This window comes from Phyllobacterium sp. 22229, from assembly GCF_052056495.1.
Classification (GTDB): domain Bacteria; phylum Pseudomonadota; class Alphaproteobacteria; order Rhizobiales; family Rhizobiaceae; genus Phyllobacterium; species Phyllobacterium myrsinacearum.
Map to the genome: position 1 here is coordinate 47,157 of NZ_JBQEPA010000030.1, position 13,712 is coordinate 60,868.

Genomic DNA, 13,712 nt, shown 5'->3' on the forward strand with positions numbered 1-13,712 from the left:
GTTCTACTCCTTGGTATCCGGTTTGGATTTGGGCACCTTGCGGGGCCCGTGTTTTGCCGTGTCGGCAAGCGCGCGGTCCTCCGCGCGCAGAATGTCTTCCAGATCGTCGAGCCGCTCGTCCCAGAACTGCTCGTAATAGCGCAGCCATTCCTGCGCTTCGGCGAGGCGCGCCGCCTGCAGGGCACAGATGTGGGTCCGGCCCTGCACGTGACGCCGCACCAGCCCCGCCGCCTCGAGCACCTTGATGTGCTTGGATGCGCCGGCCAGCGACATGTTGAACGGCGTCGCCAGCTCGCTGACGGTGCGTTCGTGGGTCGACAGGCGGTGCAGCATGGCTCTCCGTGTCGGGTCGGAGAGGGCATGGAAAACGGCGTCGAGTGTGGGAGTGTCATATTCAACCATAAGGTTTAATATAGACGCGCAATTTCAATTGTCAACCACTTGGTTGAATAAATTCGCAAGGCCGATCAGGGCAAAGCCGGTCCAATCCCCGCAGGCAGTCTGCAGGGACGTGGATGGCGGTCAGTCGGGTTAAAGAAAAGTCTGGTTCAGGCGGCTTTTTCGCGCACCTGATAATCCTTGATCGCGGCAAAGCGGATGGCCTTCCAGCGCTCCGCCTCATAGGACAGCGAGAAGGAATTCTGCGCCAGGAACACCGGATCATTGTCGAGATCGTGGGCGATATCGGCCCGGTGCGCATTGATGAAGCGCTGCAGCTCCGCCGGATCATCGGCCGAGATCCAGCGCGCGATGGTGAAGCGCGCGGGCTCGAAGCCGACGGGCAAGGTGTACTCGACCTTCAGGCGTTCGGTCAGGACGTCGATCTGCAGGGCGCCGACCACGCCGACGATGGCGGGCGAACCGTCATCGGGCAGGAACAGCTGGACAACGCCTTCTTCCGCCATCTGCTGCAGCGCCTCGCGCAGTTTCTTCGCCTTCATCGCATCGTCGAGCCGCACGCGGCGCAGGATTTCCGGGGCAAAGTTCGGCACGCCGCGGAACAGGATGTCTTCGCCTTCCGTCAGTGTGTCGCCGATGCGCAAGGTGCCATGGTTGGGAATGCCCACCACATCGCCGGCCCAGGCCTCGTCGGCGATCTGGCGGCTGCGGGCGAAGAAGAATTGCGGCGCCGACAGGCTCATCGGCTTGCCGGTGCGCACCAGTTTGGCTTTCATGCCGCGCGACAGCTTGCCGGAACAGACGCGCAGGAAGGCGATGCGGTCGCGGTGGTTCGGGTCCATATTGGCCTGGATCTTGAAGACAAACCCGGTCATCTTGTCTTCGGTCGCTTCCACGCGGCGGATATCGGCATCCTGCGCGCGCGGGCTCGGTCCGAAATCGCAGAAGGCTTCGATCAGGTCGCGCACGCCGTAATTGCGCAGCGCCGAGCCGAAATAGACCGGCGTCATGTGACCTTCGCGGAATGATTGCAGATCGAAGGGATTGCAGGCGTCGCGCGCCAGCGTTACCTCGTCGATCCATGCCTGCCGTTCGTTTTCGGGCAGCAGGCCGGAGGCACCGGACGCGTCCGGTCCGTTGACCGGGGTCGGTGTTTCCTCTTCGTCGCGCCGCCGCACGGTATTGTCCTTAAGGTTGTAGGTGCCGGCAAAGCTCTTGCCGCGGCCGATCGGCCAGGTGATCGGCGCGGTGTCGAGCGCCAGCTTCTGTTCGATCTCGTCGAGGATTTCGTAGGGGTCGCGGCTTTCCCGGTCCATCTTGTTGACGAAGGTAACGATCGGAATATCGCGCATGCGGCAGACTTCGAAGAGCTTCAGCGTCCGCGCCTCGATACCCTTGGCGGCATCGATGACCATGACGGCGCTGTCGACGGCGGTGAGCGTGCGGTAGGTGTCGTCGGCGAAGTCTTCGTGACCGGGCGTATCCAGAAGGTTGAAGATGCAGTCCTTGTACTCGAAGGTCATCACCGAGGTGACGACCGAGATGCCGCGGTCCCGTTCGATGTTCATCCAGTCGGAGCGGGTCTGGATGCGGTCCTTCTTGGCCTTGACCTCGCCGGCGAGCTGGATGGCTCCGCCGAACAGCAGCAGCTTTTCGGTCAGCGTGGTTTTACCGGCGTCCGGGTGCGCGATGATCGCAAAGGTACGGCGTTTGGAAACGGGATGGTCGGCAGAAGACATGAAGCGGCTCAAATTTCATAATCGTAGGGTTGCGCGCCTTCTATCAGCCGCAGACCCCGCCGTCGACTGTCAATTCCAAGGCGTCTTATACCAAGGTTGTATCGCGGCGTGATACATTTTGTTTGACCGGTGAATGAGCGGCGGTAAAATAGCTGCATTTGAGGCGATAATGATATGTTCATTCAAGGACAAATGGACGGAGGCGATTTTACATGGGGAGGCTCCGAGAGGGTTTCCGGAAATCATGCTGCAACGCGCCCGTCGCAAGCTCACCATGCTCCAGCATGCGACCTCGCTCAGAGATCTCCTTGCGCCGCCTGCCAATCGGTTGGAGGCGCTTCGCGGTGATCGAAAAGGACAGCATTCGATCCGTATCAATGACCAATGGCGCGTCTGTTTCATTTGGACAGAGGCGGGTGCCAAGCAGGTCGAAATTACAGACTATCACTAGGTATTGATTGCGGAAGGAAAAAGCATGTTGGGAAAAAACGGTTTACCCCCTATTCATCCCGGTGAAATTATTCGGGAAGAGTTTCTCGAACCCTTGAAGATGAGCGCCGGTGCCTTGGCGAAAGCGCTGCATGTTCCACGCACGCGCATCGAGCGTCTGGTCGCGGAAAAAACGGCAGTCAGTCCCGATACGGCGTTGCGGCTCGGAAAATATTTCAACACGTCGGCGGAGTTCTGGCTGAACATGCAGATGTCCTACGATCTCAAGATCGAAACCCGCAACAAGCGGGCTGAAATCGACAGGATCGTCGCGCTCAAGCGCAAAGCCGACAAAGCGGCGTAGTCAAGATTTTGAAATTTACGCTTTCTCCAGCACCGGGCCGGACTTTTCCTGTGCCATGAACGGCTCGATGGCGATGCGTTTGCTGTTCTTGACCGTGACGAAACTGTTCGGCGGCACCGGCATCCAGTTTTCCGCCTCGCCGTCCAGCGGCTCCGAGACGACGCACAGGCCCGCGCTCGGCGAAAGTGTTGCCGTATAGAGCGTCGGGGCAAAGCGGTCGGTGGCGTAGCGCACCGCGTAGAGCTGTGACCCGTCGGAAAATGCCGCCGTCAGCCGGATGAAGGGCGGCACGCCGGCGCGCTCTGCTTCGGCGGTGATGACATTGACCGTCTCCACCAGCGATTGTGCCGGGTCCCTGTCGAGGCCGTATTGCAGCATCAGCAGGAAAATCAGCTCCGAATCCGTCGATCCCAGCTTCTGCACATAGAGCGCATCGTCGAGCTTGGCTTCCAGCCCGCGCCGCAGCCGGTCGAAATGGCCGATCTGCCCATTGTGCATGAAACTCCACTGGCCCGAGACGAACGGATGGCAATTGGTTCGGCTGGTCGAACCGCCGGTGGAGGCGCGCACATGGGCGAGAAACAGGTGCGACCGGATTTGCCGCGACAGGCTCTTCAGGTTTTGGTCGGACCAGGCGGGCAGGATATCGCGGTAAAGGCCGGGTTCCGGCCGCTCGCCATACCAGGCAACGCCAAAACCGTCGCCATTGGTGCGGGTCTTGGCCTCATGCGCATCATGGCTCTGGGCGATCAGCGAATGGCATGGGGAGGCGATGACATCTTCGAGATAAAGCTGAGGTCCGAGATAGGCTGCCCATCGACACATGATTCACCCGATTCACTCTTGATGCGACTGACAATAGCGCGTCGCGCCGCGCTTGGGAATCGTCAGGCTCCGCCACTGCTAGAAAGAGATTGTGTGTAAACAATGATCGGGACAAATCTTGTGAGTTGACCAATCCGGCGGACTGGTGAAAAAGGTGGTCTCATGTCTCAATCATCCGATTCCGCACGTCACGTGCATCCCGCTCTCGGTCTTGTCCGGTTGCCGCATGGGCAGGACCTTGACTTGCCCGCCTATGAAACCACCGGCTCGGCCGGAATGGACCTGCGCGCCGCCGTGCCCGCGGACCGTCCACTGCTGCTTTTGCCCGGCCGCAGGGCCCTGGTGCCGACCGGCCTCGTCTTCGAGATCCCGCAGGGCTATGAAGCGCAGGTGAGGCCGCGGTCCGGCCTTGCCCTCAAGCATGGAATTACCTGCCTCAACACGCCGGGGACCATTGATTCCGACTACCGGGGTGAGGTAAAAGTAATCCTGATCAATCTTGGAGATGACGACTTCTACGTCGAGCGCGGCATGCGTATCGCGCAGGTCGTGCTGGCGCCGGTCGTTCAGCTCGAGGTTGAAGAACGGCAGCATGCCAGCGAAACGGCACGCGGTGCCGGAGGGTTCGGGTCAACGGGCACGTCGTAGTCGCAGGAGGACAACATGGACAGGGGCAAGGTTTTCCGTCAGCTGCATCAGGGGCCGGAAATACTGCTGATGCCCAATCCATGGGATCCCGGCACCACCCGGTTCCTGGCGTCGCTCGGCTTCAAGGCGCTGGCCACCAGCAGCGCCGGTTTTGCTTTTTCGCGCGCGCTGCCCGATGGCGGCGTCACCTTCGATGTCATGATGCAGCATTGCCGCGATCTCGTGGCGGCAACGGACCTGCCCATCTCCGGCGATCTGGAAAAGGGCAAGGGCGACAGCGCCGACAGCGCCGGCGAGACCATCTTCGCCGCCGAGGCCGCCGGTCTTGCCGGTTGCTCCATCGAGGATTTTTCCGGCGATCCGGACAAGCCGATCTATGATTTCGACCATGCGGTCGAGCGCGTCTATGCGGCGGCCGAAGCCGCACGGGCGCTGAAAAGCGATTTTGTCTTCACGGCGCGTGCCGAGAATTTCCTGCATGGCCGCGCCGATCTCGATGACACGATCAAGCGGCTGCAGGCGTTCGAGCGGGCCGGTGCCGACGTGCTTTTTGCGCCTGGTATTTCGGATCTCGAGAGCATCCGCACCATCTGTGCCGCCGTGTCGAAGCCTGTCAGCGTTCTGGCACCGGCGTCATTGAGTGTCAGCGCGCTGAAATCCGCCGGCGTGCGCCGCGTTTCGCTCGGGCCGCGGCTGACCACCGCCGCCTTCACCGCCATCCGCGATGCGGCCCGCGAAGTGCTTGACAAGGGCACCTTCGAATTTTCAAAAACCGGCGTGACGTTCGGGGAGCTGCAGAAGCTTTACGCACAGGACGCAGACAAGGACATTTAATCATGACACGCCCCGACCTGGTGATTTTCGACTGTGACGGGGTCCTGGTCGATACCGAAGCCCTTGCCAATCGGCACCTGATCAAGATGCTCAATGCCGCGGGCTATCCCATCACCTTCGATGAGGCGCGCAAGACCCTCTGCGGCATGCCGATGCGCGCGGTGAAGGAGAAGGTCGAGGCGCAAGGCTATAGGCTTGGCGACGATTTTGTCGAGCGCTGGTATCAGGCCATTCCCGTCATTTTTGAAAACGGCGTCGATGCCATCCCGCATATCGAAACGGTCATCGATGCCGTGAAGGAAGCGCAACTCTCCTACTGCGTGGCCTCTTCCGCCAATGTGGAAAAAATGCACCTGACGCTCGGAAAAACCGGCCTGATCGGCCATTTCCACGATGTGCTCTACAGTGCATCCATGGTGGCGCGCGGCAAGCCTTTTCCCGATCTGTTTCTGCATGCTGCGCAGCAGATGGGTTTCGAGCCGTCCCGCTCCGTGGTGATCGAGGACAGCGTGGCGGGAACAACGGCGGGAACGGCCGCCGGCATGCGGGTGTTTTCCTATTGCGGCGACGAGCACGCCGATCACGAAGGGCTTGCCGCCGCGGGCGGCATCCTCTTTGACGATATGCGCAAGCTGCCCGCGCTTCTGGGCATTGCCTGATGGCCGCGCCGCTCAGCGTCATCGACATGCATACGGGCGGCGAGCCCCTGCGCATCATCACCGGTGGCTATCCCGCGCTGCCGAAGGGCACGATCCTGGAAAAGCGCGCCTATGTCAGGGACAATCTCGACGCCTTGCGCAAAATCCTGATGTTCGAGCCGCGCGGTCATTTCGACATGTATGGCGCGCTGCTGGTCGAGCCGAACCTGCCGGGCGCCGATCTTGCCGTGCTGTTCATGCACAATGAGGGCTATTCGACCATGTGCGGCCACGCCATCATCGCGCTTGGCCGCTATGCCGTCGATTATGGCCTCGTGGAGAAGGTCGAGCCGGTCACCACGGTTCGCATCGAATGCCCCTGCGGCATGGTGGTCGCTTCCGTCGAGGTGAAGGACGGCAAATCCGCCAGCGTGTCCTTCGAAAGCGTCCCGGCCTTTCTGTTTGCCGGGGACCGGACCATCCATCTGCCGCCCTATGGCGACGTGACGTTCGACGTGGCCTATGGCGGCGCCTATTATGCGCTCGCCCATTGCGGCCAGTTCGGCCTTGAATTCGGCCGCGATCCCGCCCGCAAATTCATCGAGGCGGCGACATTGCTCACCGAAGCGGTGAAAGATGCCGTGCCGCTGGCGCACCCGGATCACAGCGACCTTGCCTTCCTCTATGGTTCCATCCTCACTGACGGTCTCGACAACTGGTCGGAGGCGCCGACAGAAAATGTCTGCATTTTCGCCGATGCGCAGCTCGACCGCTCGCCGACGGGGTCGGGCGTGACCGCGCGGCTCGCCGCCATGCACGCCAAGGGCCAGATTCATGCCACCGAAGCGCGGATTTTCGAAAGCATTGTCGGTTCACGCTTTGCCGGGGCTGTCGCCTCGCTCACCAGGGCGGGACCGTTCGACGCCATTACGGCGCGCGTCTCCGGCCACGCCTATTACAGCGGCAAGGCGGAGTTCATCGTGGAAGACGATGATCCGCTCGGACAGGGGTTTCTGGTTCTCTAGAGGGAAGTGACCATGCTCGGACGGATTGCAGGCGCAGCGTGTTTTTCACTTTTGATCGCAACTGCACCGGTTCATGCCGAGGACAAGAAGCCGGCCGATCCAAGGATCATGCAGCTTGCTGAACAGTTGAGAATGGCGGTGACGCGGTGCTGGCTCCCGCCGGTTGCGCCCAAAAATCAGCCATTGGAAGTGACAGTGAAGTTTCAGCTTGCAAAGGATGGCTCGATAGTTGGCACGCCGGAAATTCTGAAGCCTCAAAAGGGCGAATTTTTCAAATCATTGGCCGAAAGCGCAGTTCGCGCAGTCAAACGCTGTTCACCTCTCAATACCGTCGCCGAAAATCCGGACCTTTATGAGGACCTGAAAGAAATCATCATGCACTTCCACAGTCCGGCCCACTGAATTCGGCCTTCAAAGCACAAACATTCAAACCCGATTGCCTGCGCGGAAAATCGGCGTATTGTCCCGCCGCACACACTTCACGCAGAGAGTGATCATGACACTTGCCGGTTTCATCGCCTATTCGGGCGCCCTTGCCATTGCCGCCGCCATTCCCGGGCCTGGCCTCACCGCCCTCATCGCGCGGGCCCTCGGCTCCGGTTTCCGCTCGGCCCTGTTCATGTCGCTTGGTCTCGTCCTTGGCGATCTGACCTATCTGACGGCCGTGGTGCTCGGTCTTTCCATGGTGGCGCAGACCTTCGGAACACTGTTTCTGCTGATCAAATGGGCGGGTGTGGCCTATCTCACCTATCTCGCCTGGAGTTTCTGGACCGCGGGAATCTCCGCCGAAAAGATTGAAGCCAGGCGCGGCAGCGGCGGGGCTCTTGCCAGCGTGCTTTCCGGACTTGCCGTCACCCTTGGCAACCCCAAGACCATGATCTTCTACATCGCCCTGACGCCGACGCTGATCGATCTGCACGCCATTACCCCGGCCGATTATGCGCTGCTGGCCTGCGTGACGATTGTGACGCTGCTTGTCGTGCTGGTGCCCTATCTCGCGCTTGCGTCCAAGGCGCGCTGGTTCCTGCAATCGCCGCGCGCGCTGAAACGGCTGAACCGCACCGCCGCCGCATGCATGGCGGGCGCCGCCCTTGCCATCGCCGGCCGGGCATCCTGATCGTAGAATTTTATTCTAATACGATATGCATATTGGCATGAAATTCCCGTGATCGGGCTGTTTATGCATGGGATCGACTATGAATTTTCAAGCTCACGCCATAAGATGGCTGCCACAGCAATTGAGGGAGCATTTCCATGAGCACGAGTGATGCGCGCAAACCCGGCCGCGGCCGTATCTACAATTCCATTGTCGATACCATCGGCGATACGCCGATTATCCGTCTTGATAAGCTGGCAAAGGACCAGGGCGTCGAAGCCAATCTGCTGGCCAAGCTCGAATTCTTCAATCCGATCGCCAGCGTCAAGGACCGCATTGGTGTCGCGCTGATCGAGTCGCTGGAAGCCCAGGGCAAGGCGACGCCGGGCAAGACGACATTCGTCGAGCCGACCTCGGGCAATACCGGTATCGCGCTGGCGTTTGCCGCCGCCGCCAAGGGCTACCGCCTCATCCTCACCATGCCGGAAACCATGTCGGTCGAGCGCCGCAAGATGCTCAAGCTGCTCGGCGCCGAACTGGTGCTGACCGAGGGCGCCAAGGGCATGAAGGGCGCCATCGCCAAGGCCAATGAACTGGTGGAAACCACGCCGGACGCCATCATTCCCGGCCAGTTCGACAATCCGGCCAACCCCGAGATTCACCGCAAGACGACGGCCGAGGAAATCTGGAACGATACGGACGGCAAGGTCGATGTCTTTGTGTCGGGCATCGGCACCGGCGGCACCATCACCGGTGTCGGCCAGGTGCTGAAGCGGCGCAAGCCGGATGTGCGCATCGTGGCGGTCGAGCCGAAGGATTCGCCGGTTCTATCAGGCGGCAATCCCGGTCCGCACAAGATCCAGGGCATCGGCGCCGGTTTCGCGCCGCAGGTGCTCGACACGCACATCTATGACGAGGTCATTCAGGTTTCCAACGAGGATGCCTTTACCTATGCCCGTCTGGTCGCCAAGCTCGAAGGCGTGCCGGTCGGCATTTCCTCCGGTGCCGCGCTGACGGCGGCCATCGAACTCGGCAAGCGTCCGGAGAACAAGGGCAAGAATATCGTCGTGATCATTCCGTCCTTTGCCGAACGCTATCTGTCGACGGCACTCTTCGACGGCCTCGACGCCTGATAGAACAGATACTGTTTTGCAATCAGCCTCGCCGCGCGCCAAATGCGCGGCGGGGCTGATTGTTTTCAGTCATGACAGTTCGGCCGTCATCGAAGCATCGGGTGATCCGGCGGCTCTAAAACAGGCCAGTCCACGCAAAGGAGCGGCTGTCATGAGCATCACCTGCATTATCAAATATGAGATCGACCCCTACCAGAAGGATGCATTCGAACACTATGCACGCAGCTGGAACGAGGCGATCCCGCGCTGCGGTGCCGATCTGATCGGCTATTTCGCTCCGCATGAGGGCTCGGCCACATTGGCCTACGGGATTTACACCATCGAGAATCTGGCGGCCTATGAGGCCTACCGCGCAAAACTGGCGGACGATCCGCTTGGCCGCGCCAATTACGAATTTTCACGCGAACGGAAATTCATCCGCCGCGAGGATCGCACGTTCCTGCGCCGCGTGACGGGCAACAATGGAGGGCTGATCCGATGATTGCTGTGATTTTCGAAGTCGAGCCGAGGGAAGGCCGCGAGGGGGACTATTTCGAGCGGGCGGCCAATCTGCGCCCGCTTCTGGAAAAGATGGACGGCTTCATTTCCGTCGAACGGTTCCGTAGCCTTGCCAATGAGAACCGTTATCTCTCCCTGTCGTTCTGGCGCGACGAAGCCTCAGTTGCGGCTTGGCGCCAGACCGAGGAACATCGCGCTGCCCAGAGCGCAGGCCGCGCCGAAATCTTTGCCGGTTACCGGCTGCGGATTGCGGCTGTTATGCGTGACTATGGCTTGCGAGCCCGTGATGAGGCTCCGTCTGACGCGCGCGTTTACCATCATGCCTGACCGTGGTTGCGCTGTGCACAGGCGGGGCCGGGGCCGCGCATGTAATGGCGTTCCGGCCGGTAGGACGGTACAATGAATTCACGGACGACGCGAAGCGTATCGCGCAGCTGAACGAGCATGGTCATATCTTCATTTCCTGAATCTCGATCGCCCGAAAAAATCGTTTAGCGATCATTTAGCTAAAATTTAACCGATAAATATGAACGCTTGCTGAATACCGATGGTTAAGGCCCGGTGAATTCATGGAAAATTAGCTTTAACACCTGAGGCAGGGCATCATTTTCCGGTTGAAAAGCCAAAAAGAAACCCGGTGTTAACCACCGGGTTTTGTGAATTCTGATTCGCCGCCAGGACAAATTAACAGCCACCGGCCATCACGCATTGCCGATGAGAATGCCCGTGGCCAGGACGAGGCTGCCGCCCAGCACCACCTGTATCGCCGCCCGGAAGAACGGCGTTTCCATATATTTGTGCTGGATATAGGCAATCGCCCAAAGCTCGACAAAAACCACCAGTGCGGCGATCGTCGTGGCCGTCCAGAAATCCGGGATCAGATAGGGCAGGGCATGGCCCAGGCCGCCGATCGCCGTCATCAGGCCGTTGGCAAGACCGCGCTTCAGCGGCGATCCGCGCCCGGACAGCTTGCCGTCATCATGGGCGGCTTCGGTGAAACCCATCGAGATGCCGGCGCCGAGCGAGGCGGAGAGGCCGACGAGAAATGTCTGCCAGGTGTCCTGGGTTGCAAAGGCCGCTGCAAAAATCGGCGCAAGTGTCGAGACGGAGCCATCCATCAGCCCCGCCAGCCCCGGCTGGACATAGGTCAGAAGGAACTGCCGCTTTTCCGTCAGCTTCTCGTCCTGCTGCACCGCATCCGGCGTGTGCTGCTCGCCCAGCCGGTGCGCCAGCGATTCATGGGTTTTCTCGGCAATGGCAAGATCCCCGAGCAGTTTGCGCGTCGAGGCGTCGCTGACCAGCTTCACCGCTTCCGTGTAGAAGCGATAGGCCTGTTCCTCCATTTTCTCCGCCATCTCGCGCACCTTGTCGATGCCGAGCGGCCGCACCAGCCAGTCCGGCTTGCGTTCGAGATAGCCGCGCACATGTTCGCGCCGGATCAGCGGAATGCGGTCGCCGAAGCGCTCGCGGTGCATGTCGATGAGCGCCTGCCGGTGCAGGTTTTCCTCCTCCGCCATGTCCTCGAAGACTTTGGCGCTTTGCGGGAAATCGTCCCGCAGCCCGTCGGCATAGGCAAGGTAGATCCGCGCATCGTCTTCTTCCGATGAAATGGCGAGCGCGAGGAGCTGCTGTTCCGACAATTCGTTGAGTTCGTGGCGGCGGGGACCGAAGAAGCGGCTGAGCATGGCACTGTCCTAATTTAGAATAATTCTAAACTATAGAAAGCAGCCGCGCTTTTCAAGAGGCGCCCGCGACAATGATGACAATGATTTGGATGCTGAAACGCTGCGCTGGTGCTATGAATGGCCAGACCCGCCCATTGAACCGCCGAGGACATGATGAACGCGTTCGCCATTGCCAATACCGATATCGTCGATGCCGCCATCCGGCTCAAAGGCCAGCTCGTCGCCACCCGGCTGATCGAGTCGGAAGCGCTTAACAACAAGTATGGCGCGCGCATCCTGTTCAAGCCGGAATGCCTGCAGCGGACCGGCTCGTTCAAGTTCCGCGGTGCCTACAACCGCATCAGCCAGATGACGGCGGACGAGCGCAAGCGCGGCATCGTCGCCTTTTCCTCCGGCAACCATGCGCAGGGCGTGGCGAGTTCCGCCCAGCTTTTCGGCATCAAGGCTGTCATCATCATGCCATCCGATGCACCGCAGCTGAAAATTGCCAATACACGGTCCTATGGCGCTGACGTGGTGCTCTATGACCGTTACAAGCAGAGCCGGGAGGATATCGCGGCCGAGTATATCAATGGACGCGGCATGATCCTTGTCCCGCCCTATGACGATCCCGCGATCATGGCCGGGCAGGGCACCATCGGCATCGAACTGATCGACGAGGCGGAGGAACGCGGCATCGTCTTCGACGACCTGTTCGTGCCGAGCGGCGGCGGCGGGCTGATCAGCGGCATTTCCGTTGCCGTCAAGGCGCGCTCGCCGCACACGCGCATCTGGGGTGTCGAGCCCGATCATTTCGATGATCTGCGCCGGTCGCTGGCGGCTGGCAGGCAGGTTGCCAACGAGCCGGGCTACCGCTCGATCTGCGATGCGATCCTGACCCAGCAGCCGGGCGATCTGACCTTTCCGATCAACCAGCAGAACCTGGCGGGCGGCGTCGCGGTTTCCGATAAAGCGGTTGCTGCTGCCATGCGCGATGCGGCCACCTACCTCAAGGTGATTGTCGAGCCCGGCGGCTGCGTCGGGCTTGCCGGCGTGGCGGCGCGGGCGGACGAGCTGCGAGGCAAGACGGTTGCCGTGGTCCTGTCCGGCGGCAATGTCGACCTCGATATCTATGGCGGGCTGATCGCCGCGGCTTAAGGGCAAAGGCCCGATTTGCATGGCTATCGTGCGTGTCGAACCACGCACGCGACAGCATGTCTACTTCTCACGCAGTCCGTTCGGGTGACATATGTCCGCAGCGAAAGGACGCCGTCATGGATCCGTTCATTCTGTCGAGAATACAATTCGCTGCGAATATCTCGTTCCATATCCTGTTCCCGACGATCACCATCGCGCTCGGCTGGGTGCTGTTGTATTTCAAGCTGCGCTACCGCCGCTCCAGCGACGAAGGCTGGATGAAGGCCTACCATTTCTGGGTCAAGATTTTCGCCCTGTCCTTCGCCTTCGGCGTGGTGTCGGGCGTGACCATGAGCTTTCAGTTCGGCACCAACTGGCCCGGCTATATGCAAACGGTGGGCAACATCGCCGGTCCGCTGCTGGCCTATGAAATTCTCACCGCCTTCTTTCTCGAAGCCGCCTTTCTCGGCATCATGCTGTTTGGCTTTCGCCGCGTGTCCAACCGCGTCCACACGCTGGCCACCCTGCTTGTCGCCTTCGGCACGACCGTGTCGGCCTTCTGGATCATCGTTTTGAATTCCTGGATGCAGACGCCCGATGGTTTCGAGATGCGCGGCGGCAAGGCTTTTGCCACCGATTGGGCCGCCATCATCTTCAACCCGTCCATGCCCTACCGGCTCGTGCATATGCTGCTGGCATCGGGGCTGACCGTATCCTTTCTGATCTCAGGCCTGTCCGCCCTGCGCTGGCTGCTGGGCGACCGCAGCGATGCCATGGGCAAAGCCCTGCGCACCGGCGTTTATCTCGCGGCGGTGCTCATCCCGGTGCAGATCGCCGCCGGTGCCCAGCATGGGCTGAACACGCTGGCATATCAGCCGCAGAAGATCGCCGCCATCGAAGCCAACTGGCAGACCCGCTCCCATGTGCCGCTGCTGCTGTTCGCCCTGCCCGACGAAGCGAAACGCGAAAATCGTTTCGAGGTCGCCGTGCCGGATGGTGCCAGCCTGATCCTGCGGCACAGCGCCGCCGGTGCCGTGCCGGGCCTCGACCAGTTCGCGGGCAATCATCCGCCGGTCTTGCCGCTGTTCTTTGCCTTCCGCATCATGGCCGGTACCGGCATCCTGATGCTGCTGGTCGGCTGGACAGCCGCGTGGATGCTGTGGCGGCGCGGCACGCTCACGCGGCCGCTCGCGCTCGTGCTGGTGTGCGGTTATGAGGTTGTCGAACGGGCCATCATGCCGGAAGAGCTGGAAGGTTTCGAACAGTGCTTCCTGACCGGGACG

18 protein-coding genes are annotated in these 13,712 nt (G+C 60.8%); 13 read left to right on the forward strand and 5 right to left on the reverse strand.

Annotated elements, in window-relative coordinates; genetic code table 11:
• Nucleotides 1–3: 3 nt before the first annotated feature.
• Entirely contained in the window at nucleotides 4–402 is a 399-nt protein-coding gene (locus ACTJJ7_RS25770) for an ArsR/SmtB family transcription factor (protein WP_130268427.1), read from the reverse strand.
• Nucleotides 403–548: 146 nt separating this feature from the next.
• Nucleotides 549–2,138, reverse strand: coding sequence for a peptide chain release factor 3 (locus tag ACTJJ7_RS25775; protein ID WP_105733920.1), 1,590 nt, complete (start codon nucleotides 2,136–2,138; stop codon nucleotides 549–551).
• 169 nt (nucleotides 2,139–2,307) lie between these two features.
• Here ACTJJ7_RS25775 and ACTJJ7_RS25780 point away from each other — a divergent pair, with 169 nt between their 5' ends.
• Nucleotides 2,308–2,589 carry a type II toxin-antitoxin system RelE/ParE family toxin gene (locus ACTJJ7_RS25780; protein ID WP_440969263.1) on the forward strand — a complete coding sequence of 94 codons (282 nt, stop codon included), beginning with the start codon at nucleotides 2,308–2,310 and terminating at the stop codon, nucleotides 2,587–2,589.
• A 24-nt stretch (nucleotides 2,590–2,613) separates the two neighbouring features.
• The gene (locus tag ACTJJ7_RS25785; RefSeq protein WP_440969251.1) at nucleotides 2,614–2,931 is read left to right on the forward strand and encodes a HigA family addiction module antitoxin; all 318 of its coding nucleotides are present in this window, start codon (nucleotides 2,614–2,616) and stop codon (nucleotides 2,929–2,931) included.
• 15 nt (nucleotides 2,932–2,946) lie between these two features.
• Here the strand turns inward: ACTJJ7_RS25785 and ACTJJ7_RS25790 are convergent, their stop codons facing one another.
• A complete protein-coding gene (locus ACTJJ7_RS25790; protein WP_440969252.1) occupies nucleotides 2,947–3,756 on the reverse strand; it encodes a class II glutamine amidotransferase in 810 nt (269 codons plus the stop codon).
• 162 nt (nucleotides 3,757–3,918) lie between these two features.
• Between ACTJJ7_RS25790 and dut the strand changes: the two genes are divergently transcribed.
• From dut to ACTJJ7_RS25835, 9 genes are all read left to right on the forward strand, one after another.
• Complete coding sequence (gene dut, locus ACTJJ7_RS25795; protein WP_105733916.1) at nucleotides 3,919–4,404, forward strand: dUTP diphosphatase; 486 nt, start codon at nucleotides 3,919–3,921, stop codon at nucleotides 4,402–4,404.
• Nucleotides 4,405–4,419: 15 nt separating this feature from the next.
• Nucleotides 4,420–5,238 (forward strand): isocitrate lyase/PEP mutase family protein, encoded by an 819-nt coding sequence (locus ACTJJ7_RS25800; RefSeq protein WP_440969253.1) that lies wholly within the window; start codon nucleotides 4,420–4,422, stop codon nucleotides 5,236–5,238.
• Between the two features lie 2 nt (nucleotides 5,239–5,240).
• Nucleotides 5,241–5,897: an HAD family hydrolase gene (locus ACTJJ7_RS25805; RefSeq protein ID WP_130268431.1), complete on the forward strand. Its 657-nt coding sequence runs from the start codon at nucleotides 5,241–5,243 to the stop codon at nucleotides 5,895–5,897.
• Nucleotides 5,897–6,901, forward strand: coding sequence for a proline racemase family protein (locus ACTJJ7_RS25810; RefSeq protein ID WP_440969254.1), 1,005 nt, complete (start codon nucleotides 5,897–5,899; stop codon nucleotides 6,899–6,901). The genes ACTJJ7_RS25805 and ACTJJ7_RS25810 overlap by 1 nt, the downstream gene beginning before the upstream one ends.
• Before the next feature lie 12 nt (nucleotides 6,902–6,913).
• Complete coding sequence (locus tag ACTJJ7_RS25815) at nucleotides 6,914–7,303, forward strand: energy transducer TonB (protein ID WP_440969255.1); 390 nt, start codon at nucleotides 6,914–6,916, stop codon at nucleotides 7,301–7,303.
• Between the two features lie 94 nt (nucleotides 7,304–7,397).
• A complete protein-coding gene (locus tag ACTJJ7_RS25820; protein ID WP_105733911.1) occupies nucleotides 7,398–8,018 on the forward strand; it encodes a LysE family translocator in 621 nt (206 codons plus the stop codon).
• A 137-nt stretch (nucleotides 8,019–8,155) separates the two neighbouring features.
• The gene (gene cysK / locus ACTJJ7_RS25825) at nucleotides 8,156–9,130 is read left to right on the forward strand and encodes a cysteine synthase A (RefSeq protein ID WP_440969256.1); all 975 of its coding nucleotides are present in this window, start codon (nucleotides 8,156–8,158) and stop codon (nucleotides 9,128–9,130) included.
• A 151-nt stretch (nucleotides 9,131–9,281) separates the two neighbouring features.
• Complete coding sequence (locus ACTJJ7_RS25830) at nucleotides 9,282–9,611, forward strand: NIPSNAP family protein (protein WP_440969257.1); 330 nt, start codon at nucleotides 9,282–9,284, stop codon at nucleotides 9,609–9,611.
• Nucleotides 9,608–9,955 carry an antibiotic biosynthesis monooxygenase family protein gene (locus tag ACTJJ7_RS25835; protein WP_130268435.1) on the forward strand — a complete coding sequence of 116 codons (348 nt, stop codon included), beginning with the start codon at nucleotides 9,608–9,610 and terminating at the stop codon, nucleotides 9,953–9,955. Before ACTJJ7_RS25830 ends, ACTJJ7_RS25835 begins: the two co-directional genes overlap by 4 nt.
• On the opposite strand, the gene ACTJJ7_RS25840 is transcribed toward ACTJJ7_RS25835, so the two are convergent.
• A complete protein-coding gene (locus ACTJJ7_RS25840; RefSeq protein WP_280952406.1) occupies nucleotides 9,946–10,080 on the reverse strand; it encodes a hypothetical protein in 135 nt (44 codons plus the stop codon). The genes ACTJJ7_RS25835 and ACTJJ7_RS25840 overlap by 10 nt on opposite strands.
• Nucleotides 10,081–10,329: 249 nt before the next feature.
• Nucleotides 10,330–11,313 (reverse strand): iron exporter MbfA, encoded by a 984-nt coding sequence (gene mbfA, locus ACTJJ7_RS25845; RefSeq protein WP_105733908.1) that lies wholly within the window; start codon nucleotides 11,311–11,313, stop codon nucleotides 10,330–10,332.
• Between the two features lie 150 nt (nucleotides 11,314–11,463).
• On the opposite strand from mbfA, the gene ACTJJ7_RS25850 reads away from it, so the two are divergent.
• Nucleotides 11,464–12,450, forward strand: a complete 987-nt coding sequence (locus tag ACTJJ7_RS25850) for a threonine ammonia-lyase (protein WP_440969258.1) — start codon at nucleotides 11,464–11,466, stop codon at nucleotides 12,448–12,450.
• Between the two features lie 116 nt (nucleotides 12,451–12,566).
• Nucleotides 12,567–13,712, forward strand: a 1,146-nt coding sequence (locus ACTJJ7_RS25855) for a cytochrome ubiquinol oxidase subunit I (RefSeq protein ID WP_440969259.1), incomplete at its 3' end; no start/stop codon positions are given.